Origin of the sequence: Streptomyces sp. NPDC051064 (genome assembly GCF_044455985.1) — a bacterium.
Lineage (GTDB): Bacteria > Actinomycetota > Actinomycetes > Streptomycetales > Streptomycetaceae > Streptomyces.
In genome coordinates this window covers 84,577-109,304 of the sequence record NZ_JBITFK010000001.1, presented here as the reverse complement: position 1 = coordinate 109,304, position 24,728 = coordinate 84,577, and the positions used below count along the sequence as shown (strand labels likewise).

The window sequence follows — 24,728 nt, the reverse complement described above, 5'->3', positions numbered from 1 at the left end:
ACCGCGTGGCGGATCCGGGCCGGGTGTCTAGTCGTAGCTGAGGTCCGACGCGGTGTAGCGGCAGTACGTGCCGTCCGGGCCGCTGCCCGTCTCCGTCGGCTCGGCGCCGGTGTTGTTGCCGGTGTAGCGGATGCACGGCTTGATCTTCTTGCTGCTGTCACCGTGGATCCGCACCGACCGCAGCGCGGCGGTGTCCCCGTAGTTGGTGTTGATGCCGACCAGGGACTTGCCGGGGGCCGTGATGTCGACGTCGTTCACGATGATCTCGCGCTTGTACTGCTTGGAGCAGTTGCCGCAGGACCGGACGAGCTTGCCGAAGTCCGCGACCTGGAACTTCGTGACGACCAGCTTGCCCGCGCCGTTGAACTGGAAGACCTTGTCGGAGGCCTTCTTGGCGCCGCCGCCGTACACCGTGTAGACGGAGCCCGTCGACGTGCCCTTGAAGGACGCGGCGTCCTCGCCGACGTCCTCCCACCAGACGTTCTGGATCGTGCAACTGCCGGAGCAGTGGACGCCGTCGGCGGCGGGCGAGCCCAGGATGACGTTCTTGAGCGTCGCTCCGTCGGCCAGCTCGAAGATCGGGTCCTGGCCCTCCTCCTGACCGTCCCCGCCGAGGTCACCGCTTCCGTGGAAACGCTTCAGGGACCCGTCGTACGTCCCCGAGACCTCGATGGTCTTCGAGACGGCCTGGGTGCCGGTGGCACTGGGCCAGGCGGGTACCGCGGCCGTCGCCGCGCCTGCGGGCTGCAGCATCACGTTGGTGGCCAGGGCGGCGCCGGTGAGGCCCAGGGCCGCGGTGAGGGCGGCGGCCATGCGGCGCCTGCCGGGCCTGCGCCTGTGGGTGTGCGCTCGTTCGCTCATGCTCGTCGGTCCCATTTCCTAGAGGGTGGGGGAGTGTTGCACCCATGGGTCGCCACCGCCCCGGAAAGGGTTGCCGGGTTTCGGAACCGGTTCCTCCGACGCGCCCGGCGGACGCCGCCGCACGCTCAGCGCGTGGCGCTGAAGTCCCCGCCCACCGACACCGGTCCTGCCGCCGTACGCGCCCGCGCCGTGTAGTCGTCCCGCCCCGCGTCGCGGGTTCCCTCCGCGTGGTTGTACTGCCCCGCGAAGGTGTGCGTACCGGTCGGCACGCTCCTTCCCGGCTTCAGGGTCCAGCGGTACACGAGGAAGCCGTCCTCCTCGCGCGCCGACACCGCGAAGTCCTGCTCCGGCAGGGAGCGCCAGGAACCGGTGGTGGCCACCCCGCCGTTCAGCGCGATCCGCAGCTCGACCGTGAGCGCGGACAGCGGCCGGTCCGTCTTGACCGTCACCTCGCTCTGCGCCCAGTAGTCGTTGCTGTTCGGGTTCAGCGAACCGTCCGACCACAGCGGGTCCTTCCCTGCGGGCAGGGCGCCGCCCCGGCCCGGGGACGGCGTCGCGAGGGTCGGTGACGCGGGCTCGGCCGCCACCCGCTGCCCGCCCGCCGGCTCCTCCCGGCCCGCCGACGTGACCGCGAACGCCCCGGCCGTCAGCACCCCGCACACCGCCGCCGTCGCGCCGGCGACCCGCAGCCACGGCATCGGCGTACGAGGGGCGCGCGCGGGACGGGCCGGCGGTTCCTCCGCCATGCCGCGCTCGATCCGGGCCAGCATCCGTGCCCGGTCGGGGCGGTGCGAAGCGGCGGCGGTGCGAAGCCGCTCCCGCAGGTCCTCGTCCATCACTGCCTTCCTCCGGTGCGCTGCCAGGCGGCCGCCACCTGTACCTGTGCCGCCGGGGTCTCGGGCCCCAGCAGCCGCTGGAGTTCCGCCACACCGCGCGAGGTCTGGCTCTTCACCGTACCCACCGAGACCCCGAGGACCAGAGCGGTGTCGCGTTCCGACAGGTCGAAGGCGTGCCTCAGCACCACGCACGCGCGCTTGCGGAACGGCAGGCGGCGCAGGGCGCCTTGGACGTCCACCACGGCCGACACGTCGGGGCCGTCCGCCGCATAGCCGTCCCCGGCCCCGCGGGGCGCCCAGAACAGCGCGATCCTCCGGCGCTCACGCACCGCGCTGCGGATGCGCGTGCGGGCCAGGTTGGCGACGACCCCTCTCGCGTACGCCACGGGGTGGTCGGCGCCTCTGATCCGGTCCCAGCGGTGCCAGAGCGCCATCAGCGCGTCGGCGGCCAGGTCGTCCGCCGCATCGGCCTCGCCCGTCAGCAGATGGGCGAGCCGGGCGAGTTCGGCGTAGTGCGCCTCGAAGAACGCATGGAACTCGGCGGCAGCGGCATCATCCACGACTGTGCCCACGGGTACCTCTCCTCTGCCCTGGATCCCTGCGCGCTCTCTCGGGCTGTGTACGTTCCCAGTCCCGTTCCCCGTTCCGTTCGCGGGGCGAGAGGGTACCGGTGCGCACCCCGGAAGCGCTTCGACGCGTGCGCCTCCCAGTAAGGCGTAACACGGCGAAAACCTGAAGCCCCTGGTCCATTTCTTCTCCACCGGCGAACCGCCCGCGGATCAGGGCGACACGGGTGCGCGCCGCGCAAGACGTAACACAGGGAAAACCTGAAATGCCCATGACCGGTGAACAATCCGGCTGACCGCCGCGTGAACCGTACACAAGGAGGAGTGCATGCCGGACACATCTGATCCCACCGCGCCCGTACACAAGACCGAGGACGCCACGGTGCCCGCGCCCCCGGAGGCGAGGGCACCCACGGCCGGCCGCCGGGGCGCGGTCGACCGCTTCTTCTCCATCAGCGCCCGGGGCTCCGACTTCGGGCGTGAGATACGCGGCGGCTTCGCGACCTTCTTCACGATGGCCTACATCCTGGTGCTCAACCCGATCATCCTCGGCTCGGCCGAGGACAAGTTCGGCAACCACCTCTCGGGGCCCCAACTCGTCACCGCCACCGCCCTGGTGGCCGCCGTGATGACCGTCGTCATGGGGCTCGGAGGCAATCTGCCGCTCGCCCTCGCCGCGGGCCTCGGCCTCAACGCCGTCGCCGCCTTCCAGCTCGCGCCGCTGATGAGCTGGCCCGACGCGATGGGCCTCATCGTGATCGAGGGCCTGCTGATCTGTGTCCTCGTGGTCACCGGGCTCCGCGAGGCGATCATGCACGCGATCCCGCCGTCCCTCAAACAGGCCATCAGCGTGGGCATCGGGCTCTTCATCGCGTTCATCGGCTTCGTCGACGCCGGGTTCGTCTCCCGTATCCCGGGTGAAACCGGTTCCGTCCCCGTCCAGCTCGGAGCCACCGGTCAGCTCTCCGGCTGGCCGGTCCTGGTCTTCTGTATCGGTGTGCTGCTCACCGTCGCGCTGCTCGCCCGCCGGGTGAAGGGCGCCATCCTCATCAGCATCGTCGTGACGACCGTGGTGGCGGTGATCATCGACGGCATCGCCGACATCGCCCCCACCGCATGGGGCCTGACCGTCCCCGCCGTCCCCGACGACCTGGTCGCGGCGCCGGACTTCGGGCTGATCGGCTCCTTCAGCCTCTTCGGCGCGTTCCAGCAGGTCGGTGTGATCACCATCGTGCTGCTGGTCTTCACCCTGCTGCTGAGCGACTTCTTCGACACGATGGGCACCGTCGTCGGCGTCTCCCACGAGGCCGGGCTCCTCGACCAGGACGGCAAGGTGCCGAATCTGGGCCGCGTCCTGCTCATCGACGGTGCGGCCGCCGTCGCGGGCGGCGCGGCCTCCGCGTCCTCCGCCACGTCCTACGTCGAGTCGACGGCGGGCGTCGGCGAGGGCGCCCGTACCGGCTTCGCCTCACTGGTCACCGGCGCCCTCTTCGCCGTGGCGCTGTTCCTCACCCCGCTCGCCACGATCGTCCCCGCCCAGGCGGCGGCGCCGGCCCTCGTCGCGGTCGGCTTCATGCTGATGGCACAGGTACGGCACATCGACTGGGAGAAGTACGAGATCGCCATCCCGGCCTTCCTCACGATCGCCGTGATGCCGTTCACCTACTCGATCACCAACGGCATCGGCGCGGGCTTCGTCGCCTACGTCGTGATCAAGGCCGTCCTCGGCAGGGCCAGGGAGGTCCACTGGCTGCTGTGGGGCACCGCGGCCCTGTTCGCGGTGTACTTCGCCATCGACCCCGTCGAGCAGCTGCTCGGGGTGAGGTAGCGCGACAGCGACCGCGCGTCGGCCTTCGAGACCCGGCCGGGGGCTCGAAGGCCGACGCTGTCGTACGGGGTGCGACGTCAGTTGGTGACGTACATGTACTTCCACGAGCCGTAGACCGTCGAGTTCACGCCGTCACCGGAGTAGCCGGCGCCCTTGACGTACGCCGACCGGAACCGGAACTTGTAGCCGACGGAACTCGACCCCGGCTTCCCGAGGTTGACGACCGACCTGCCGGCCGAGTCCAGCTTGAAGTACTCCGAGCCGCCGCTGCGCCAGGCGCCCTGGTAGTACATCTGGATGTCCAGGCGCTGCTTGCGGCCCGGGTAGGGGTTCATCGTGGTGTTGAAGTACGGCTGCGACGTCTTGTGGACGTAGGAGTACGTCGTCGAGCCGATCTTCCCCGTCTTGTAGTGCCGGGAGATGGACGTGCCGACCTTGGCCTGGCCTCCCGCCCACACGGTCACGGTCTTCGCCGCGGTCCGTGCGTCGCCGTCGTACACGGCGTAGACGGAGGAGTCCCGGAACATGTTCAGGGTGCCGGAGAGCTTGCCCGCGCTGTTCACCGTGCCCGACTTGATCAGGTACTTGCCCTTGCCGTCCCCGGCCCGGTCCGCGTAGATCTTCACGGTGCGGTTCTTGTACGTCTTGCCGAGGGCGGCGGTGAAGGCGACCGGCTTCCCGTAGGAGAACACCTTCTTGTTGTTGTTCAGGGTGAGGGTGACCGCGCTCCGTGACACCGCGACGGTGTCGGAGCCGCTCGCCGGCGTGTGCGTGGCGTCGCCCGCGTAGGAGACCTTGTACGTCACGTTCCCGCCGGCCGGCGGGGTGTCGGAGAAGGAGAACGCGCCGCCCGCCTTGGTGACGACGGCGGGCAGTTCCTTGCCCTTGGGGGACTCGAGGTCGGTGCGCGTCACCGTCAGAGGGGTCCCGGCGGGGACCGCCACGCTCGCGGTGATCCGGCCCGTGACCGTCAGGGCCTTGGCACGCGCCGCGCTGGAGGGAGCGCTCACGGTGATCGCCGGGAGCGACTTCGCGGGGTCGCCCAGCACGCGCAGGGAGAACACGCCCTGGCTGTTCTCCGACACCGCGAAGATCCGGCTGCCGTCCGGCGCCCAGGCCAGGGCGCCCGGCGCGAGGGTGTCCCCGCCGGAGGAGCTGCCCGTGTTGGGGAACTCGAAGGTCCGGACCGTGTTCGGGTCGCCGTGCGAGAAGATGTGGACGTCCGGCCCGTACCAGGAGAAGGTGCCGCCCGCGACCTCGCCGCCCGGGGCGACGTCCACGGCGTTGGGGTAGTCGGACGACTGGTAGGTCACGACCGGCGAGAGGTCGGCGGTGGAGAACGCCGGGTGCACGTACGGCGCGCCGCTCGCGGTGATGACTTCCTTGCCGTCCGGGGTGATGTCCAGCTCCCGGAGGTTCCCGGCCACCGACTTGCTGACGCGCAGCGTCAGCCCGGAGTCCGACACGTCGTAGATGCCGACGACGTCACTCTCCCGCACGCCGACGGCCAGCACGCCGGGGGCGGCCGGGTCGGAGCCGAACTCCGGGGCGATGGTGCCGTTGTAGGTCTGCGAGCTCTGCTGGGAGAGCTGGACGACGGGTTCGGGGCCCGACAGGTCCAGCGAGCCGATGCCGCCGGTGTGCTCCTCCTTGTACCCGAACCACAGCTTGCCGCCGGCCTGTGCGAGCGTGCTGACCCCGTCGAGGCCGCCGAGGGCGTAGCTCGCACTCTGCGCGTACGTCTGCGTGTCGACCGCGATGATCCGGCTGCCGCCGGTGACGGCGGCGTACACCAGGCCGGAGTCGGCCGAGAGTTCCAGGCCGTTCACACCGGACAGGCCGGTGAGCGTGGCGACGACCGTTGCCGCGTAGTCGGTGACGACGATCCTGCCGGCCGTCGGGTCCGATATGTAGACCCGCTGGTGGACGCCGTCCACCAGGACGTCTCCCGCGGACTTCAGGGAGAGGACCTTCGAGGTGTCGGCCGCCGCGGCCGGACCGGCCGCCGTGACGCTCAGCGCCGCCGAGCTGAAAAGGACCGCGAGCGCCGTCGCTGTGGTGACCGTGCGTCTGTGCTTCTGTCTTCGCACCATGATCCGTACCCCCCAGGGTGAAGAAATTGTGAGAGCGCCCCCGCTGGGTCGCAGCGTATGCGACGCCTGTGACAGTCGGGCAGCCGGTCAGGGCGTCGGGGGCGGCACGCATCACTTCTTCACGTCGGTGGGGCGGTACGGATCACCCCTTCAGGGCCGCCTTCATCATCTTCTGCGCGATCGGCGCCGCCAGGCCGTTGCCGCTGACCTCCGAACGGGCCGCCCCGGAGTCCTCGACGACCACGGCGACCGCGACCTGCTTGCCGGTGGACTCGTCCTTCGCGTACGACGTGAACCAGGCGTACGGGGTGTTGCTGTTGTCCACGCCGTTCTGCGCGGTTCCCGTCTTGCCGCCCACCTCTGCGCCGTCGATCTTCGCGTTGCTGCCGGTCCCCTTCTCCACGACGGTGACCATCGCGCTGCGCAGCTGCTCGGCCGTCGACTCCTTCACGACCCGTTCGGTGTCGCCGTCCGGATACGCCTGGAGCGTGGAGCCGTCGGCGTCGGTCACCTTCGCGACCATGTGCGGCGAGGCCAGCTCACCGCCGTTGGAGAGGGCGGCCGAGACCATGGCCATCTGCATCGGGGTCGCGGTCACCTCGAACTGGCCGATGCCGGTCAGCGCGGTCTGCGCCTTGTCCATACCGGTCGGGTACACGCTCTGCGACGCCCGCACCGGCACGTCCAGCTTCTCCGTGTCGAACCCGAAGGCGTCCGCCATCGCCTTCAGCTTGTCCTGGCCGAGATCGGCCGCGACCTTCGCGAAGACGTTGTTGCAGGAGTACTGGAGGGCGGTGCGCAGTGTGGCGTTCTCGCAGGGGGCCGAGGGGTTCTCGTTCGACAGGACCGTGCTCGTGTTCGGCAGGGTGTACGGGTCGGGGCTGTCCGTGGGCTCGTCGACCGAGCCGTACAGGCCGTTCTCCAGCGCCGCCGAGGCCACCACCAGCTTGAACGTCGAACCGGGCGGCAGCGGCTGCCGCAGCGCCCGGTTGACCAGCGGCTTGGTCTTGTCGTCGAGCAGTTTCTGCCAGGCGTCGCCGTCGTTCGTCCCGCTGATGTCGGAGGGATCGTACGAGGGGGAGGAGGCCATCCCCAGGATCCGCCCGGTCCCGGGGTCCATCGCGACCGCCGCGCCCCGGTCGTCACCGAGCGCCTCGAAGGCGGCCTTCTGCACGTCCGGATCGATGGTCGTGAGCACATCGCCGGGGGACGTCTGCTCACCGGTGAGCAGATCGGTGGGATTCTTCAGCCGGTCGTCCGTGCCGTCGAGGACATCGCTGTAGATGCCTTCCAGCTGGGTGGCGCCGTAGGCCTGCGAGCTGTAGCCGGTGACCGCCGCGTACAGCTCGCCCTGGGTATAGGTGCGTTTGTAGCGGAGGTCGTCGCCGTCCGTCTCCTTCGAACCGGTGACCGGGGATCCGGCCACGATGATGTCGCCGAGCGGCTGCGCGTACTGCGCGATGGTGTTCCGCCGGTTGTGTTCGTCGTCTGCGAGCGCCCGTGCCTCGTACGCCTGCACCCAGGTCGCCCGCACCAGCAGGGCGAGGACCATGAGCAGACAGAAGACCGAAGCGCGCCTGATCGTCTTGTTCATCCCGCTGGAGGGACGAACGGGGGCACCGGGGGCGTTCCCGTCCGTGTTCCTTCTCACCGGTTTCTCAGGCGCACCGCTCCGGGCGCGGAGGTGCCCCGGCGCTCAGAGCCTGCGGGTCGCGAGGGTGAGCCGGTCGCGGGCGTCGAACAGGGCGTCCTTGACCATCTGCTCGTGCGCCGGCGTGAGCCGGGCGACGGGCACCGAGCAGCTGATCGCGTCACGCGCCGGAGTGCGGTACGGGATCGCGACGCCGAAGCAGCGCAGCCCCAGCGTGTTCTCCTCGCGGTCCACCGCGTAACCCTGCTCGCGGATGAGGTGCAGCTCCTCGATCAGCTTCTCGCGGTCGGTGAGGGTGTGCTCCGTGAGCGCCGGCAGCGTCTCGGGCAGCATCTTGCGGACCTGCTCGTCGCTGTGGGTCGCCAGCAGCGCCTTGCCCAGCGAGGTGGAGTGCGCGGGCAGCCGGCGGCCGACACGGGTGAAGGGCCGCAGATAGTGCTGCGACTGCCGGGTGGCGAGGTACACCACGTTCGTCCCGTCCAGCCGGGCCAGGTGGATGGTCTCCGTGGTGTCGTCGGAGAGCCGGTCCAGCGTGGGGCGGGCGGCCGCGACGACCTCGTCGCCGTCGATGTACGAGGTGCCGACGAGCAGGGCGCGCACGCCGATCCCGTACCGCGTGCCCGTGGCGTCGGTCTCCACCCAGCCGAGCTCCACCAGCGTCCGCAGCAGCATGTAGAGGCTGGACTTGGGGTAGCCGACCGCTTCCTGCACCGCGGCCAGCGAGTGCATACCGGGGCGCCCCGCGAAGTATTCGAGGAGTTCCACCGTCCGTACAGCGGACTTGACCTGTGCCCCACCGGACTCGCCAACCGACATGCCTTATGTCCCTTCCAGCCTTCTTGTACGACCCTGCGACTTCTTGCCAACACGGAACGCCCGGAAATAGAGTTCCTGTGTATTCACGTTCAGGAACGCTGTTCAGAATACCGAACAACCTCTCCTGTGTGGCAGCGGAACGGAAGGAAATACGGTGGCAGCAGCACCAGTCTGGAGCGTCGACCCCCGAACGGGGAACCCGCGTGAGCAGGTTGCGGTGGAGGCTACAGCGGAGGAGGTCGACCGCGCGGTCCGGGCGGCGCACGCCGTTCGCGGAGCGCTGGCCGACCGCACCGTGCGCGCCGCGTTCCTCCGCACCGCGGCCGACCTCCTCGCCGAGGCCCAGGAGCACGTCATCGAGGCGGCCGACGCGGAGACCGCGCTCGGCCCCGCCCGGCTGACCGGCGAGCTGGCCCGCACGGCGGCCCAGCTGCGGGCCTTCGCGGAGGTCGTCGACGAGGGCGCGTACCTCGACATCCACATCGACCACGAGGACGGCAGCCGCACCCCGCCGTGGCCGGACCTGCGCCGCTACAAGATCCCGCTCGGCGTCGTCGCCGTCTACGCGGCCAGCAACTTCCCGCTCGCCTTCTCCGTCCCCGGCGGCGACACCGCGAGCGCGCTCGCCGCGGGCTGCCCGGTCGTCGTCAAGGCGCACCCCGACCACCCCGCGACCTCGGAGATCTGCGCCTCGCTCCTGCGCAGGGCCGCGGCGCAGCACGGTCTGCCCGAGGACGTCCTGACCGTGGTTCACGGCTTCGACGCGGGTGTCGAGCTGGTGAAGCACCCGCTCGTCTCCGCCGCCGGGTTCACCGGCTCGATCCGGGGCGGCCGCGCCCTGTTCGACGCCGCGGCCTCCCGTCCCACCCCGATCCCCTTCCACGGTGAGCTCGGTTCGCTCAACCCCGTCGTCGTCACCGAGGCGGCCGCCGCCGAGCGCGGTGAGCAGATCGGTGCCGGCCTCGGCGGCTCGATGACCATGGGCGCCGGACAGTTCTGCACCAAGCCCGGTTTCGTGTTCGCCCCCTCCGGCGAGGCGGGCGACCAGCTGCTGAAGTCGCTGACCGAGACCGTGAGCGGTACGGGCGCCGGGGTCATGCTCGACCACCGGATGCGCGACGCCTTCGTCCACGGAGTGGCCGAACGGGCCGCGCTCCCCGACGTCGAGGCCCCGGTCACCCCGGGCGCGGGCGGCGAGCACACGGTCTCCGCCGGCTTCCTCACCGTACCGGCGCGGCGGCTGACCCAGGAGGGACCGCACGACGCGCTCCTGGAGGAGTGCTTCGGCCCGGTCACCGTCGTGGCGCGCTACGACTCCGCGGACGAGATCACCGCTGTGCTGTCGCGCCTCCCGGGCAACCTCACCGCCACCCTCCAGATCGCCACGGAGGAGGCCGACGGCAGCGCCGCCGGACTGCTGGCGGAGCTCACCCCGGTGGCCGGACGTGTGCTGGTCAACGGCTGGCCGACCGGTGTCGCCGTCGCCCCCGCCCAGCACCACGGCGGCCCCTACCCGGCCACCACCTCCACCTCCACCTCGGTCGGCGCCACCGCGATCGAGCGCTGGCTGCGCCCGGTCAGCTACCAGTCCACGCCCGAGGCGCTCCTGCCGCCGGAGCTCCGCGAGGACAACCCGCAGAACCTGCCGCGCCGGGTCGACGGGCGCCGCGCGTGACGGCCGTACAGCTCCCCGAGCTCCCCTTCGTCCTGGAGCCCTTCGGGCCCGACGGCGGATGGACGTACGAGGAAGGCGTGCTGACCGGTTCGGCCGGGGCGAAGCAGGACCGTTTCGTCCCGCCCGGCGGCGACTCCCTGGAGCCCGCCTCCGACGCGCCGCGCCTGCTGGGCCCGGCGCCGGAGGGCGACTTCCAGCTGATCGCCCGGGTGCGCGTCGGCTTCGCCGCCGCCTTCGACGCGGGGGTGCTCTACCTCCACGTCGGGGAGCGGGAGTGGGCGAAGCTCTGCCTGGAGCTCTCCCCGGAGCGCCCGACGATCTGCACCGTGGTCACCCGCGGCCACTCGGACGACGTGAACTCCGCGGTCGTGGAGGGGGACAGCTGCTGGCTGCGCCTCAGCCGCATCGGCGACGCCTTCGCCTTCCACGCCTCGGCGGACGGTGAACGGTGGACCTTCGTCCGGCTGTTCACCCTCGGCACGGATGAGGAGCGGGCCGCCGCCCGTATCGGCTTCCTCGCCCAGTCACCCACCGGCGACGGCTGTTCGGTGACGTTCGACCGGATCGCCTTCCGGCCCACCGGCCCCGGCGATCTGCGCGACGGCAGCTGACCGCGCACACGTACACCCACCGAGGGCCCGGATCCGAGAGGATTCCGGGCCCTCCGTGCTGGGGAGCCGGGCCCTCCGGGCGGCGCCTGGTGTTCACCTGCGCATCACCCGGAATCCTCCTGCAATCAACCCGCGTTTCTCACGGCTTCCTCATGCGGCCTTGATTGCGTGTCCGTGCCGGCCCGGTCCGGCACGTAGACGCAAGGAGGCGCATGGTGTCGCGACCCGACACGGCCGCACCCCGTGGGTCCCGGGACGGCGATGCCCCGGCCCCCGAGGGTGACCAGCCGCTGCACGTGGCGAGCAGACTGCACGCGTTCAACCGGTTCGAGCTGAAGTACCTCGTCCCCGTCGAACAGGCCATCGAGATCCGGGAGGAGCTCGGCGAGCGGATGGACCGGGACCTCAACAGCCCGGTGGGCGGCTACGGGGTCTGGAGCCTGTACTACGACAGCCCCGAGCTGCGGTTCTACTGGGAGAAGATCGAAGGCCTGAAGTTCCGCCGCAAGCTGCGGATCCGGCACTACGGCGACCTCGACGGGGTCACCGAGGAGTCGCCGGTGTGCGTGGAGATCAAGCAGCGGGTGAACCGGGTGACGCAGAAGCGGCGCATCACCCTCCCGTACGCCACCGCCAGGAGGCTGTGCGACGCCCGGGAGATGGTGGAGCACTCGCCCAGGGAGAGCCCCTTCATCCAGGAGGTGCTCGACCTCGTCATCCGGCTGAACCTCCGGCCGACCGCGATCACCGGATACCAGCGCGAGGCGCTGGTCGGCCGCGCCTCCGACACGGGGCTGCGGGTCACCTTCGACCGGCGGGTCCGGGGCCGGGACCGCGACTTCCACTTCGGGACCGCCACGCCGGAGAACCGGTTCACCATCCCGCCCCACATGACGGTGATGGAGATCAAGGTCAACGAGCGCACACCGCACTGGATCACCGACCTGGCCGCGCGCCGGAATCTGAACCTGGTGCGGATCAGCAAGTACGTGCAGTCCATCGAGGCGTTCGGCCTGGCGCCCAGGTCGGTCTTCCACGTCGACGAGGCGGACTGTCCGCCTCCCACCCCCCACACCCGGCTGCCACTGGGGCAGCCGGCGGCGCCGCACGCGCCGGTGAAAGCAGGAGCACAGTGAACTTCGATCTGCAGGAACTCAGCGGGACGTTCAGCGTCGCCGACGTGGTCGCCGCCATGGCGCTGTCGTTCATCCTGAGCACGGTGATCGGCTACACCTACCGGTACACCCACCGCAACGTCTCCTACAGCCAGTCGTACGTCCAGACGCTGGTCATCGTGGGCATGATCGTCGCCCTGATCATGCTGGTGGTCGGCTCGAACCTGGCACGGGCGTTCTCCCTGGTCGGCGCGTTGTCCGTCGTCCGGTTCAGGAACGCGGTGAAGGAGACGAGGGACGTCGGCTTCATCTTCCTGGCGATGGCCATCGGCATGGCCTGCGGTGCCCGCTTCTACACGCTGGCCGCCGTCGGCGCCGTCGTCATCTGCGTCGTGATCCTCGTGATGTTCAAGTTCAACTGGTTCGCCCTGAACGTCCAGCGCCAGGTCGTCAAGGTCCAGGTCCCGGCGGGCGAGGACTACACGCCCGCCATCCGTGACGTGCTGATCAAGTACACCAGTGAGTTCGAGCTGGTGAGCACGGAGACGATCCGCGGCGGAGCCCTGAACGAGGTGTTCTACACCGTGCGGATGAAGAAGGGCACCGAACCCGGCGACCTCGTCACGGCCCTGCAGGAGCGCACCTCCGGGCAGCGGGTGACGGTGCTGACCGGTTACGACACCACCGACCTGTGATGAGCGGCGGCACGGAGCCGGTCCGCCGGCGGCGGCCCAAGGACCGCCTCCCGGTGCGGCTGCGGCACCACTGGAAGCCGGCCGGGGCGCTGTGCCTGGGACTCGCCGTCATGGTGTACGCCTTCGGGGACGCCCGCATCTCCCCGTACGTCACCTCCTCGTCCCGCGTCGAGGCCGACACGATCACCGAGAACGTCAAGGGCACGGTCGGCCTCTACGACACCACGGTCAAGCACGCGATCCAGCTGCAGTACAAGCAGACCGACTTCGAGAAGATGATCAAGGAGTTCGAGGACGACGGGACCAAGGACTCCATCAGGGCCGACCTCACCATCGACGGGGTCTTCCTCCAGGACGTGGGGATCCGCCTGAAAGGGAACTCCACCCTGATGTCCCTGCGCGGCGACCTGGGCGGTGCCGGTGGCGGCCGGATGCCCGGCGGAGCCGGGCAGGGCGCCCCGCAGCAGCAACAGGGCGGCGGGGGCCAGGACCGCGGCCGGGCCGCGAACGGCGGCGGTCCTGGCGCCGGGGCCACCGGCGGCGCGGCTGCCGGCGGCGGTGCCGGAGCCGGAGACCGTGCGGGCGGCGGGGGAGGGATGGCGCAGTACGACCTCTCCGCCGACAAACCGGAGGAACTCCCCCTGCTCATCGAGATCGACGAGTACGTCGAGGGCCGCGCCTACCAGGGCGAGCGGGAGATCTCGCTGCGTCCGGGAACCGACGGGCAGGTGCCGCTGAACGAAGCCCTGGCGCTGTCGCTGACGGACGGGAGCGGGCAGACGGCCGAGCGCTACGGCTTCACCACGGTGTCCGTGAACAACGGTCCGGAGGTCACCCGGCTCATGGTGGAGAACCCCGACACCGAGTACGCCGAGGCCGTCGACGGCAACGGAGTGCTGTACAAGGCGCGGGCGGGCGGCACCTTCGCCTACAAGGGCGACGACCCCTCCGACTACGAGACGTCGTTCCGGCAGCTCAACAAGGTCGGAAGTCAGGACCTCTCGCCCGTCATGAAGTTCATCAAGTGGGTGGACGAGGCGTCGGACGAGGAGTTCGCCGCAGACCTCGACAAGCACGTCGACGTCGAGTCGTTCGCCGCGTACGTCGCCACTCAGAACCTGCTGATGAACTTCGACGACATGGCCGGTCCGGGCAAGAACTACCTGCTCTGGTACGACCTGGACACCAAGAAGTTCTCCGTCCTCGGGTGGGACTACAACCTCACCTTCAGCGGAGACGCCGAGGCGGGGCCCGACGACGAGATGAGCATGGGCGGCGGCCGTCCCGGAGGCGCGGGCGGCGAAGAGACCGGCCAGGCCACCGGCGGCCAGGGAACGGACGGCCAGGAGGGCGGGCAACCGCAAGGCATGCCCGAACTGCCGGAGGGCATGGAGCCGCCGAAGGGCATGGAGATGCCGGAAGGCGGCGGGATGCCCGGTGGCGGAGAAGGCGGCCCCGGTGGCGCAGGCGGCTCCATGGGGGGCCACACCCTCAAGGAACGCTTCCTGGAGCTCGACGCCTTCGACAGCGTCTACAAGAAGGCGTACAGCGAGCTGTACGAGACGTACTTCGGCTCCGGTACGGCGGCCGAGGCGCTGGAGGACATCGCCGGCCAGGCCGAGAAGGCCGGTGTCGACGCGGCGGAGCTGAAGAAGGCCGTGGCCACACTGCGTACGACCGTCACCGCACGCACGGAGGCGCTGGCGAAGGACACGGAGGTGACCGGTTGACCACCGGCGCCCCGGGCCCGGATTCCCCCCGATCCGGTCCGGGGCGCCGGTGCACCCGCGTAGTCGCGTCCTCCCGCCCGTTCCGTACGGTGGAGCCCCCCCGAGCCGCCGGTCCGCCCAGGCCGGCACGAATCCCGCAGCACCCGAGGTGAACCCTGTGGCCTCAGCCCGGCACACCGTTCTGGTCGTCGAGGACGACCCGAGCATCCGCACCCTGCTCACCTCCGCCCTGCACGCGGCCGGTTACGCCGTCCTATCCGCGGGGACCGGGCAGGAGGCCCTGGCCGGGACGGGCCGCAGCGGGCCGGACCTGATCGTGCTGGACGTGATGCTCCCCGACACCGACGGCTTCACGGTCACGCGCGAACTGCGCGCGCGGGGCGTCTACACCCCGGTCCTCTTCCTCACCGCACGCACCGACGTCGAGGACCGCATCATCGGCCTCAGCTCGGGCGGGGACGACTACGTCACCAAGCCCTTCCACGTCCAGGAGGTCCTGCTGCGGGTGCGCGCCATCCTCCGCCGCAGCGCCGGGCCGCGCGCGGCACCGCCCGCCGAGCGGCCGCCCCTTCGCTACGCCGACCTCACCCTCGACGAAGAGGCACACGACGTGCACCGCGCGGGACAGCGGGTGCCGCTGTCACCGACGGAGTTCCGGCTGCTGGCCTGCCTCATCGCGCAGCCCGAGAAGGTGCTCGAGAAGCAGCAGATCCTGCAGAAGGTCTGGAACCACGACTTCGCCGGCGACACCCGCATCGTCGACACCTACATCAAGAACCTGCGCCGCAAGATCGACCGCACCGAACTCCCGCTCATCCATACCGTGCGGGGCGTCGGATACTGCCTGCGCCTGCCCCGGGACCGCACGGCGTGAGAGGGGTACCGAGGCGCCCGCGCCCCCGTTCCCTGCGCACCCGGCTGGTGCTGATCGCCACGGTCCTGGCCACAGCGGCGGTGCTGGTGTGCCAGGCCACCGGGCTGACCCTCATGCGCTCCTGGCTCATCGGGCAGGTCGACGACCGTCTCACCGACTTCCGTCCGCCCTCGCCCGTCTACCGGGACATCGCCGACGGCTCCGTGCCGTCCCACCGGCCGCCCCCGCACGAGACCCTGCCCTCCGACTTCCGCGTCTACTTCTACGACGCCGAGGGCCGCCTGCTGCCCGACTCGCTCGGCAGCGGCCGGGGCGAACCACGCCTGGCCGAGGCCATCACCGCGCGCGAACCCGTGGACGGACGCCCCACCACGGTGCCCGCCCGGGACGGCGACGGCGACTGGCGCGTGGTCGCCGACTCAGGACCCCGGGGCATGCGCGCCGTCGTCGCCCTGCCGCTGGACAGCGTGCAGGAAGCCACGTCCAGACTGCTCTGGTTCAGTCTGGCCGTCGGAGCGGTCACCGCGACCGGAGTGACGCTGCTGGGCGGCGCCGCGATCCGCCTCGGCCTCCGGCCGCTGTCCCGCGTCGAGCACACCGCCCGGCGCATCACCAGCGGTGAACTCGAACAGAACGCCACCGACACCAGCCCGGACACGGAGGTCGGCCGCCTCGGCATCGCCTTCAACACCATGCTGGACCAGCTGCGCGCGGCCCTGCACCGCAAGGACAGGACCGAGCGCAGGCTGCGCCGCTTCATGGCGGACGCCGGGCACGAACTCCGCACGCCCCTGACCTCCCTCCAGGGCTTCGCCGAACTCCTGCTGGAAGACCCGCACATGTCCCCGCGCCGCAGGCGCGAGGCCCATGAGCTCATCGCGCAGAACGCCGAGCGGATGAGCCGACTGGTCGACAGCCTCTTCCTGCTGGCCAAGCTCGGTGACGCCCCCACCACCGAGCACGGCCCCGTCGACCTGCTCTCGCTGGCCGCGGACGGCATCGCCGCCTCGGCCGTACGCCACCCGGGCCGGCGCATCGCCCTCGCCCCGCTCGGGGCGGGGGACAGCGACGGCCCGGGGGAGCTCGACGTCGTGGAGGGCTCCGGCGATCCCCATCAGCTCGCCCGGGTGCTGTCCAACCTCCTGGACAACGCCTGCACCCACACCCCGCCGGGCACCCGGCTCCGGATACGCGTCGGGAGCCTGCGCGCCGGCCCCCGTACGGGAGGCGCCGACCGGCCCGGCCGTACGAGCGTCAATCCGCCGCTGCCCTCCGGAGCCCCGGTCCACGTCATCGAGGTCGTCGACGACGGCCCCGGTCTCGCACCCCAGGAAGCCCGGCAGGTCTTCGACCGCTTCTACCGGGTGCCATCGGCCTCCGGCGCCCCCCGTGACAGCGGATCCGGCCTCGGCCTCGCCATCGCCTCGACGATCGCCGAGGCCCACGGGGGCCGCCTGGAACTCGACACCTTCCCCGGCGAGGGCTGCACCTTCCGGCTGCTGCTCCCGGCCCGCTCCTCCTGAACCGGGTCACATACCGAAGTTCCGTCCCGCATACGTGAATTGCTTTTTCCGGCCCGACAACCTTGCGCGCGCAGATGCCGGTCGAGAACAACGTCTCGGTAGGTCGACCCGGAAGGAGTGGCCTCAGTGGCGGATCGGGCCGCCGACCGGGACCGGGGCGACGTGGCCGGTCGGCGGAACGGTCTGTGCCAGGGCCAGGCCGATGTCGACCAGCGAGGACCGGACCAGGCGGGTGACGTCGGGGAGCGGGGTCCAGACCGACTCGGCGGTCTCACCGTTCGGCTCGGGCCGGAGCTGGCCGCATGTGACGCGGACCCGGTAGAAGATCCCCACGTTCTGTAGCTCGGGCAGGCCGGGCAGACGGCGCTCGTCGGCCGGGACCACCCTGGAGTCCACGCCCAGCAGGCGCTCGACCACAGCCTCAAGGCCGGTCTCCTCGGCGACCTCCCGGATCACCGCGTCGAACGGGTCCTCCGCGTGCTCGACCCTGCCGCCCGGAAGAGTCCAGTTGGGCTCCCCCTCCGGTGGTGCATGACGGGCGAGCAGCACCCGTCCGTCCTCGATGCACACGGCGTACGCGGCCAGTCGCAGATCCATCCCCGGAGGCTATGCCGCTTCAGCCCCGCCGCGCCGTGCTGTTCGCGCCGTCGATCCCCTCGCGGACGATGTCCGCGTGCCCGGTGTGCTGGGCCGTCTCCTGGAGGAGGTGCAGCAGGATCCCGCGTACCGGCCAGTGGTGGACGACCCCGGGCTCCCAGGGGGTCTCCGGCAGGGGGACCTCCGTGTCCAGGTCCGCCTTCGCGGCGGCCTCGTCGGTGGCGCGGGCGGCCTCCTCGTACGCGGCGCGGAGGCCGGTGACCGTGGCGCCCTCGGGTGCCTGGTACTGGGTCATGTCCCACATGCCGTCCGGGGTCCGGCCGGTGGCGTCGGTGAGGATGTGCGTCCAGACCCGCTCGCCCCGGGTGAGGTGGTTCAGGATGCCGCCCAGCGTCAGCTCGCTCACCGTGGACCGCTCGGTGAGCTGCGTGTCCGTGGTGTCCCGAACGGTGATGAGGAGGAGCCGGCGCGCTTCGCGGAGCGCGCGCAGGATGCCTTCGGTCTCTGGAGTCATGCGGGCAGCCTAGGAGGCCAACAGGACGGAATCCGTCCTACTTCCCCCTGGCCAAGCGGGAAGTTCGCGGGACGGAACTCAGGTGTCCGTTCCGGCTGCCAGGAAGTCCCGGTTCACGTCGATCAGTTGATCGAGTGCCTCTCTGGCGGTGGTCAAGCTGTCGATCGTGCAGGAAAGGCGCGTTCGTTCTCGATTCATCGCGGTCAAGGCTGTCCGTGCCTTGTCCGGAGTGGGCTCCGTCATGCAGGGGACCATCAGGGCGATAGCCCTGCTGGACATTCCGGCGGCCAGGAACACCTGAACCAGGGCTACCCGCTGGACGTGGCCCTCGTCGTAGTACCGCTGGCCGCTGGGGGACCTCGTGCTGACCAGCAAGCCCTGCTGCTCGTAGTAGCGCAGTGACCGACGGCTCGCTCCTGTCCTGGCGGACAGTTCGCCGATCCGCATCTGAACCCCTCTCGTGCATCCGGTCACCGACTTGCCCTTGACATCGATGTGAGCGTTTAGGTTAACCCCATGCCGCGACCTGCCGTCAGGCGTCCGGCCGCCTGCGTCGCGCATGTGCGAGTACGAGAGGGAGAATCCCGTGATCAAGTTCGCCTTCATGATCAACCGTATTGACGGAATGAGCCCCGAGGAATTCGTCGAGCATCACCGGAACCGCCACGTCCCGTTGTTCACCTCCATTCCGGAGGCGCGGCGGTACGTGAAGAAGTACACCGTCTCCCACCCGGTGCCCGCCGACGGGTATCCCGGCCCCGCCTATGACGGCCTCACCGAAATCTGGTTCGAAAGCTGGGGGGATCACGACGCCTTCTTCGCGTCCAGCAATTACAAGGAGTTGGTGAATCCGGACGAGCGCACTTTCATCGATATGGATTCGGTGGCGGTCATGGTCACCGAGGAGATGGTGGTGGTCTGACTCTCCGGGGCGGTCGCGGTGGGGTGAGCTGGTCACCCGGAAGTCCGTCCGGCCCGCAGTGGCGGGACGGAGGGCTGGTCCTCGCCGCGACGCCCGCGGCGGGCGGCACCCTGGTCCCGTCCGGGAATCAGCCGGCCCGTCCGCACGTTGAACGGGCGGCGGAGGTTCCCTCCGCGCCGGTACAGCAGAACTGGAGAGCGGAAGAGTCATGCGCGTCGAGATATGGAGCGACATCGCCTGCCCGTGGTGCTACGTCGGAAAGGCGCGCTTCGAGAAGGGGCTGGCCGGGTTCGACTACCGTGACGAGGTCGAGGTGGTCCACCGCTCCTTCGAGCTCGACCCGGGAAGGGCCAAGGGCGACACCGAGCTGGTGATCGACATGCTGGCCCAGAAGTACGGGCGCAGCCCCGAGGAGGCCCGGGCCATGGAGGGCAACGTCGCGGCGAACGCGCAGGCCGAGGGGCTGGGCTACCGCACCGAGGGGCGTGACCACGGCAACACCTTCGACATCCACCGGCTGCTCCACCTCGCCAAGGCCCGCGGACGCCAGGACGAGCTGCTGACCCTCGTCTACCGGGCGAACTTCGCCGAGGAGCGCTCGGTCTTCGACGACGCGGTGCTCGCCGACCTGGCCGTCGAGGCGGGGCTCGACGCCGACGAGGCGCGTACGGTGCTGGCCGACCCCGAGGCGTACGCCGACGACGTACGGGCCGATGAGCGGGAGGCGGCCGAGCTCGGCGCCAACGCCGTGCCGTTCTTCGTGCTCGACCGTCGTTACGGCATCTCCGGCGGCCAGCCCGCGGAGGTCTTCGTCCAGGCCCTGGAGCAGGCGTGGAAGGACCGTCAGGTCCCCGGCCTCACCCAGGTCGGCGGGGACGCCGCCGCCTGCGACGCGGACGGGGCCTGTGAAGTGCCCAGTACCGAACCGTCCGACCAGCGCGTATAAGGACTGCTTTGGCGCGCCGCCCGAACTCGCGTGATTGACGTGGGGTTGAGCGGCCGTCAGGCTGTCCCGCATGGAGACTTCTGCGATCGACCGGGCCAGGGCCACCGAATTCGCCTCCGAGACCACCTATCTCAACACCTCCAGCTGCGGGCTGCTGCCCCGTCGCGCCGTCGAGGCCGTCAAGGCGCTGGCAGCCGACAGTGCGGTAGGCGTCCGGGGCGGTGTGGGCAGCTTCGAATCCGTGGACGCCGCCCGCGCCGGGTTCGCCCGGCTCGCGGGTGTCGCTCCCGCGCGGGTGGCCGTCGGCGGCTCCGTCGCCGCGCATGTGGGGCTCGTCGCGGCCTCGCTCCCGGCGGGGGCCGAAGTCCTCGCGCCGACGGGGGAGTTCAGCTCCGTCGTCAGCCCCTTCGCCGTACGCGGTGATCTGAAGATGCGTTACGTCCCGCTGGCCGAACTGGCCGGCGCGGTGCGGCCCGGGACCGCGATCGTCGCCTTCTCGGCGGTCCAGTCCTCCGACGGCCGGGTCGCCGACCTAGACGCGGTCCGCGCGGCCGCGGCCGCGCACGGGGCCCGCACGATGCTCGACGCCAGCCAGTCGGCCGGCTGGCTGCCGCTGGACGCCGGAGCGTACGACTACACGGTCACCGGCGGGTACAAGTTCCTGATGTGTCCCCGGGGCACGTCGTTCCTGACCGTGACCGAGGAGGCGCAGCCGACCCTGCCGGCCCTCTACGCGGGCTGGGTCGCGGCCGAGGACCGCTGGAACAGCACCTACGGGCCGGTCGAGAAGCTCGCCGTCGGCGCCCGGCGCTTCGACGAACCGGTCGCGTTCCTCGCCTACCACGGGGCCGAGCAGTCGCTGGACCTGCTGGCCGAGGTCGGGGTGGACCCCGTGTACGCGCACGCCACCGGGCTCGCCGCCCGCTTCCGGGAGGGCCTGGCATCGATCGGGCACGCGGCGGTGCCCGGCACCTCCGCGATCGTCGCCATGCCCGGCCTGGGCGCCCGTGAGCCCGATCTGGCCGCGGCCGGGGTGATGGTCTCGGCCCGGGCGGGGAACCTGAGGGCGGCCTTCCACCTCTACAACACCGAGGCCGACGTCGACCGCGCCCTGGACGTGCTGACCGGCTGAGGCCGTCGGGCTACGACGAGCTGTCGACCCGTCGCGGCCGGGGCGGATCGAGTGAGGTTCCCCCCCCGCATCCGGGCGGGCGGGGAAGCCGTCAGGCCCGGCGGGGCACGGTCACTCCCAGACCACCACGTTGCGCCGTACCGGCACGGCCGAGGGGTCCGTCGAGAACAGTTCCGGCGAGTGGGCGCGGATGCGTTCGATGTCGCTGAAGACCGCCCTCAGGTGATCGCACATGCGGGCGCGGGCCAACGGTACGTCGCCGCCGAGGACCGCATCGAGGATCTCCCGGTGCTGGATGGCGAAGACGGCCGGTGAGACGTTCTCGTGCAGGCCGAGGCGCCGGGCCCTGTCCAGATGTCCTTTGGCCGCGGCGACCGTGGTCCAGACGGCGCCGTGACCGCTCAGCCGCATCAGACCGTGATGGAACGCCTCGTCGAGCGCGAAGAACTCCTCGATGTCGAGGTCCGCGTGCTGCTGGCGCTCCAGGTTGTCCCGCAGCTCGGCGATGACGGCCGGGTCGAGTCGCGGGGGCAGGTTGTCCAGGGAGGCGAGCTCCACGGCCTCGCGCAGGAACTGCGCGTCGGCGACCTGCGCCGGGTCCACCCGGGAGACGAACGACCCGACCTTCGGGAAGATCTGTACGAGGCCCTCCTGGGCCAGGAGGATCAGGCTCTCCCGCACCGGGGTGCGGCTCACCCCCAGAGCCGCGGCGAGTTCGTTCTCCGACAGGGCCGCGCCGGGCTGGAGTTCCAGGGTCAGCACCATCTGACGCAGCTTCAGGTAGATGCCGCGCCTGCTGGTCCGCCGCCCGTTCGATTGAGCCATGCGCCCATCCTACGTACCGGGGGAGGGGCCCCGACCAGTAGTCGGGGCCGGCTCGGAGAGCTGAGCGGCTGGGGGTGGCGATGCGTACAGCACGTTACGGGGGTATTGCCGTCCTGCGCGACGAATGCTTGTATACAAGGGCTACGCGACAGGACTGGCCGACTGGCTGGCGCTCGGGTCGCAGCCTGGCATCCCACTCCGTCCTCACCGTAAGGAGCCCCCGTGAGCAAGATCGAACGCGTCGAGGTGTTCGTCGCCTCTCCAGGGCGTACGTTCGTCACCCTGCGCATCACGACCACGGACGGCGTGACCGGACTCGGCGATGCCACTCTGAACGGCCGGGAGCTGGCCGTGGCGAGCTATCTGCGCGACCACGTGGCGCCGCTCCTGATCGGCAAGGATCCCGCCCGTATCGAGGACATGTGGCAGTACCTGTACAAGGGCGCGTACTGGCGCCGCGGCCCCGTGACGATGACGGCGATCTCCGCCGTCGACACCGCGCTGTGGGACATCAAGGGCAAGGTCGCCCGGCTCCCCGTCTACCAGCTTCTCGGCGGGCGGTCCAGGGACGGCGTACTGGTCTACTCCCACGCGAGCGGCACCGACGTCCCCTCGCTCCTCGATGACGTCCAGCGTTATCTGGAACTGGGGTACCGGGCCGTGCGGGCCCAGGCCGCGGTGCCCGACGTGGGCGGCACCTACGGCGTCCGCAAAGGGAAGGTCTACGAGCCGGCCGCGACCGAGCTGCCCGACGAGCAGCCCTGGGACACCGAGGCGTACCTCAACTTCGCGCCCACCTATCTGGAGGCGGTGCGTGAACGCTTCGGCTTCGGATTCCACCTCCTGCACGACGTCCACCACCGGTTGACGCCGATCGAGGCGGCGAGGTTCGGCAAGAGCGTCGAGGCCTGCAGGCTCTTCTGGATGGAGGACCCGACGCCGGCCGAGAACCAGGAGTCGTTCCGGCTCATCCGCGAACACACCACCACGCCGATCGCGGTCGGTGAGGTCATGAACTCCATCTGGGACGTCCAGCACCTCATCACCGGGCAGCTCATCGACTACGTACGCACCACCGTCGCCCACGCGGGCGGCATCACCCACCTGCGACGGATCTTCGACCTCGCCGCGCTCTACCAGGTGCGCACCGGTTCCCACGGTGCGACCGACCTCTCGCCCGTCAGCATGGCCGCCGCCGTGCACCTCGACGTGACCGTGCCGAACTTCGGTATCCAGGAGTACATGGGCCACCCCGAGGAGACGGCCGAGGTGTTCCGCAGCGGTGTGACGTTCGCCGACGGCATGCTCCATCCCTCCGAGGAGCCGGGGCTCGGCGTGGAGTACGACGAGAAGGCGGCCGAGCGGTTCCCCTACCAGCGGCGCTACCTCCCCGTCGCGCGCCGCCTCGACGGCTCGGTCCACGACTGGTGAGCGCCATGACTCTGCCCCCGCTGAACCGGACGACGCTGTCCCGACTCGCTCCGGAACTGCTCCCCGCCGTGGACCCGGCCGAACTGCGCGCACGCATCGTGCACTTCGGGCTCGGCGCCTTCCACCGGGCCCATCAGGCCGTCTACACCGAGAACGCCGCCGCGCACACCGGCGAACCCTGGGGCATCACCGCCGTCGCGCCCCGCTCGTCGGGGACCGTGCGCACCCTGCGGGACCAGGACTGCCTCTACTCGCTCACCGAACGCCGTGCCGGCGGCAGCGTGTGCCGGGTGGTGGGTGCGGTCGTCGACGCTCTGGCCATGGGGCCTGACGCGAAGGCGGTCGACGCTCTGCTCGCCGATCCGGAGGTGACGGTGGTGACCCTGACCGTCACGGAGAAGGGCTACCACCGCTCCCCGCTGACCGGCGGGCTCGACACCTCGGCGGCCTCCGTGGCCGCCGACCTCGCGGCACGGCCCGACGGTCCCCTCACCACGGTGGTGGGCAGGCTGGCCGCCGGACTGGCCGCGCGTACACGGGCCGGAGCCCCACCCGTCAGCGTCGTGTCCTGCGACAACATGGCGGGCAACGGCACCGCGCTGGGCCGGGTCGTCCGCGACTTCGTCCGGGCGTCGGCCTGGCCGGACCGCGATGAGGTGCTGGACCGGATGGCCGGCTCCGTGGCCTACCCCGCGACCGTCGTGGACCGGATCGTGCCCGCCGTCGGCGAGGCCGACCGGATGGCGGCCTCCGCCGCCCTCGGCGTGCGCGACGCCCTGCCCGTGGCCGGTGAACCCTACCGGCAGTGGGTGCTGGAGGACTCTTTCGTCGCGCCGCGGCCGTCCTGGGAGCGGGACGGCGCCCTGTTCGTGCCGGATGTCACGCCGTACCAGCTCACCAAGCTGCGGCTGCTGAACGGCTCTCACTCGGCGCTCGCTCATCTGGGCCTCCTCGCCGGGTGCGCCACGATCGCCGACACCATGGCGGCGGACTGGGGCGAAAGCGTCGTCCGCGCCCTGTGCGGGGAGGTCGCTCCGACCCTCCCCGCGGGCGGTCCCGATCCCGTCGACTACGCCGAGGACCTCATCCTGCGGTTCCGCAACCCCGCGATGCGCCACCTTCTGCGCCAGATCGCCTCCGACGCTTCGCTGAAGATCGTGGAGCGCTGGCTCCCCGCCCTGCGTGAGCTGCGCGGACGCGGGGCGGGCACCCCGGTCCTGGAGCTGGCCCTCGCCGCCTGGGTCCACGGCACGCGCCCCGGCACGACTGCCCTCGCAGACCCCGCCGCCGAGGCGCTCGCCGCCTGCTGGCCGGTTCCGGCCCGGCCCGCGGACACGGTACGCGCGCTGCTGCGGACCGTCGGCGCTGCGGACCTGGCCGGTGACGACGCTCTCTGCGCCGCCGTGGCGGACCGGCTGCCGGCGCTGCGAGCCGGCCGAGTCGAGATCTGAGCCGCGCCCTGCTGCGAACGACCTTCGAACCACCCC

23 protein-coding genes are annotated in these 24,728 nt (G+C 70.8%); 13 read left to right on the top strand and 10 right to left on the bottom strand.

Annotated elements, in window-relative coordinates:
- Nucleotides 1-27: 27 nt before the first annotated feature.
- The 3 genes from ACIBCU_RS00545 to ACIBCU_RS00535 form a co-directional block, all read right to left on the bottom strand.
- Nucleotides 28-861 carry a pectate lyase gene (locus ACIBCU_RS00545; protein WP_362934555.1) on the bottom strand — a complete coding sequence of 278 codons (834 nt, stop codon included), beginning with the start codon at nt 859-861 and terminating at the stop codon, nt 28-30.
- Nucleotides 862-986: 125 nt separating this feature from the next.
- Complete coding sequence (locus tag ACIBCU_RS00540; RefSeq protein WP_399228252.1) at nt 987-1,697, bottom strand: hypothetical protein; 711 nt, start codon at nt 1,695-1,697, stop codon at nt 987-989.
- A complete protein-coding gene (locus tag ACIBCU_RS00535) occupies nt 1,697-2,269 on the bottom strand; it encodes a SigE family RNA polymerase sigma factor (protein ID WP_362934549.1) in 573 nt (190 codons plus the stop codon). Before ACIBCU_RS00535 ends, ACIBCU_RS00540 begins: the two co-directional genes overlap by 1 nt.
- A gap of 322 nt (nt 2,270-2,591) precedes the next feature.
- On the opposite strand from ACIBCU_RS00535, the gene ACIBCU_RS00530 reads away from it, so the two are divergent.
- Nucleotides 2,592-4,091 carry an NCS2 family permease gene (locus tag ACIBCU_RS00530; RefSeq protein ID WP_399228250.1) on the top strand — a complete coding sequence of 500 codons (1,500 nt, stop codon included), beginning with the start codon at nt 2,592-2,594 and terminating at the stop codon, nt 4,089-4,091.
- A 77-nt stretch (nt 4,092-4,168) separates the two neighbouring features.
- Here ACIBCU_RS00530 and ACIBCU_RS00525 read toward each other — a convergent pair whose 3' ends face one another.
- From ACIBCU_RS00525 to ACIBCU_RS00515, 3 genes are all read right to left on the bottom strand, one after another.
- Nucleotides 4,169-6,184, bottom strand: a complete 2,016-nt coding sequence (locus ACIBCU_RS00525) for an Ig-like domain repeat protein (protein WP_399228248.1) — start codon at nt 6,182-6,184, stop codon at nt 4,169-4,171.
- A 142-nt stretch (nt 6,185-6,326) separates the two neighbouring features.
- A complete protein-coding gene (locus ACIBCU_RS00520) occupies nt 6,327-7,778 on the bottom strand; it encodes a peptidoglycan D,D-transpeptidase FtsI family protein (RefSeq protein WP_399228246.1) in 1,452 nt (483 codons plus the stop codon).
- 102 nt (nt 7,779-7,880) lie between these two features.
- Nucleotides 7,881-8,651: an IclR family transcriptional regulator gene (locus tag ACIBCU_RS00515; protein WP_033305764.1), complete on the bottom strand. Its 771-nt coding sequence runs from the start codon at nt 8,649-8,651 to the stop codon at nt 7,881-7,883.
- Between the two features lie 154 nt (nt 8,652-8,805).
- On the opposite strand from ACIBCU_RS00515, the gene ACIBCU_RS00510 reads away from it, so the two are divergent.
- From ACIBCU_RS00510 to ACIBCU_RS00480, 7 genes are all read left to right on the top strand, one after another.
- Nucleotides 8,806-10,326 carry an aldehyde dehydrogenase (NADP(+)) gene (locus ACIBCU_RS00510; RefSeq protein WP_399228242.1) on the top strand — a complete coding sequence of 507 codons (1,521 nt, stop codon included), beginning with the start codon at nt 8,806-8,808 and terminating at the stop codon, nt 10,324-10,326.
- The gene (locus ACIBCU_RS00505) at nt 10,323-10,937 is read left to right on the top strand and encodes a DUF1349 domain-containing protein (protein ID WP_362932937.1); all 615 of its coding nucleotides are present in this window, start codon (nt 10,323-10,325) and stop codon (nt 10,935-10,937) included. Before ACIBCU_RS00510 ends, ACIBCU_RS00505 begins: the two co-directional genes overlap by 4 nt.
- A 215-nt stretch (nt 10,938-11,152) precedes the next feature.
- Nucleotides 11,153-12,073 (top strand): polyphosphate polymerase domain-containing protein, encoded by a 921-nt coding sequence (locus ACIBCU_RS00500; RefSeq protein ID WP_399229707.1) that lies wholly within the window; start codon nt 11,153-11,155, stop codon nt 12,071-12,073.
- On the top strand, nt 12,070-12,747 hold the full coding sequence (locus ACIBCU_RS00495) for a DUF4956 domain-containing protein (RefSeq protein ID WP_099176060.1): 678 nt from the start codon (nt 12,070-12,072) through the stop codon (nt 12,745-12,747). The genes ACIBCU_RS00500 and ACIBCU_RS00495 overlap by 4 nt, the downstream gene beginning before the upstream one ends.
- Complete coding sequence (locus tag ACIBCU_RS00490) at nt 12,747-14,477, top strand: CotH kinase family protein (RefSeq protein WP_399228238.1); 1,731 nt, start codon at nt 12,747-12,749, stop codon at nt 14,475-14,477. Before ACIBCU_RS00495 ends, ACIBCU_RS00490 begins: the two co-directional genes overlap by 1 nt.
- 157 nt (nt 14,478-14,634) lie before the next feature.
- Complete coding sequence (locus ACIBCU_RS00485) at nt 14,635-15,351, top strand: response regulator transcription factor (protein WP_399228236.1); 717 nt, start codon at nt 14,635-14,637, stop codon at nt 15,349-15,351.
- Nucleotides 15,348-16,874, top strand: coding sequence for a sensor histidine kinase (locus ACIBCU_RS00480; RefSeq protein WP_399228234.1), 1,527 nt, complete (start codon nt 15,348-15,350; stop codon nt 16,872-16,874). Before ACIBCU_RS00485 ends, ACIBCU_RS00480 begins: the two co-directional genes overlap by 4 nt.
- Before the next feature lie 123 nt (nt 16,875-16,997).
- Here ACIBCU_RS00480 and ACIBCU_RS00475 read toward each other — a convergent pair whose 3' ends face one another.
- From ACIBCU_RS00475 to ACIBCU_RS00465, 3 genes are all read right to left on the bottom strand, one after another.
- Nucleotides 16,998-17,471 carry an NUDIX hydrolase gene (locus tag ACIBCU_RS00475; RefSeq protein WP_399228232.1) on the bottom strand — a complete coding sequence of 158 codons (474 nt, stop codon included), beginning with the start codon at nt 17,469-17,471 and terminating at the stop codon, nt 16,998-17,000.
- Between the two features lie 19 nt (nt 17,472-17,490).
- The gene (locus ACIBCU_RS00470) at nt 17,491-17,985 is read right to left on the bottom strand and encodes a DUF664 domain-containing protein (RefSeq protein ID WP_399228230.1); all 495 of its coding nucleotides are present in this window, start codon (nt 17,983-17,985) and stop codon (nt 17,491-17,493) included.
- A gap of 78 nt (nt 17,986-18,063) precedes the next feature.
- The gene (locus tag ACIBCU_RS00465; RefSeq protein ID WP_399229705.1) at nt 18,064-18,432 is read right to left on the bottom strand and encodes a MerR family transcriptional regulator; all 369 of its coding nucleotides are present in this window, start codon (nt 18,430-18,432) and stop codon (nt 18,064-18,066) included.
- A 139-nt stretch (nt 18,433-18,571) separates the two neighbouring features.
- On the opposite strand from ACIBCU_RS00465, the gene ACIBCU_RS00460 reads away from it, so the two are divergent.
- The 3 genes from ACIBCU_RS00460 to ACIBCU_RS00450 all read left to right on the top strand — a co-directional run bounded on the left by ACIBCU_RS00460 (nt 18,572) and on the right by ACIBCU_RS00450 (nt 20,985).
- On the top strand, nt 18,572-18,907 hold the full coding sequence (locus ACIBCU_RS00460) for an EthD domain-containing protein (RefSeq protein WP_399228228.1): 336 nt from the start codon (nt 18,572-18,574) through the stop codon (nt 18,905-18,907).
- Nucleotides 18,908-19,115: 208 nt separating this feature from the next.
- Nucleotides 19,116-19,853: a DsbA family oxidoreductase gene (locus ACIBCU_RS00455; protein ID WP_399228226.1), complete on the top strand. Its 738-nt coding sequence runs from the start codon at nt 19,116-19,118 to the stop codon at nt 19,851-19,853.
- Between the two features lie 70 nt (nt 19,854-19,923).
- Entirely contained in the window at nt 19,924-20,985 is a 1,062-nt protein-coding gene (locus ACIBCU_RS00450) for an aminotransferase class V-fold PLP-dependent enzyme (RefSeq protein ID WP_362932913.1), read from the top strand.
- 111 nt (nt 20,986-21,096) lie between these two features.
- On the opposite strand, the gene ACIBCU_RS00445 is transcribed toward ACIBCU_RS00450, so the two are convergent.
- Nucleotides 21,097-21,810, bottom strand: a complete 714-nt coding sequence (locus ACIBCU_RS00445; RefSeq protein ID WP_362932910.1) for a GntR family transcriptional regulator — start codon at nt 21,808-21,810, stop codon at nt 21,097-21,099.
- A gap of 222 nt (nt 21,811-22,032) precedes the next feature.
- Between ACIBCU_RS00445 and manD the strand changes: the two genes are divergently transcribed.
- Both manD and ACIBCU_RS00435 read left to right on the top strand, forming a co-directional pair.
- On the top strand, nt 22,033-23,241 hold the full coding sequence (manD, locus tag ACIBCU_RS00440) for a D-mannonate dehydratase ManD (protein ID WP_362932907.1): 1,209 nt from the start codon (nt 22,033-22,035) through the stop codon (nt 23,239-23,241).
- Nucleotides 23,242-23,246: 5 nt separating this feature from the next.
- Entirely contained in the window at nt 23,247-24,692 is a 1,446-nt protein-coding gene (locus ACIBCU_RS00435; RefSeq protein WP_399228222.1) for a mannitol dehydrogenase family protein, read from the top strand.
- Nucleotides 24,693-24,728 lie beyond the last annotated feature (36 nt).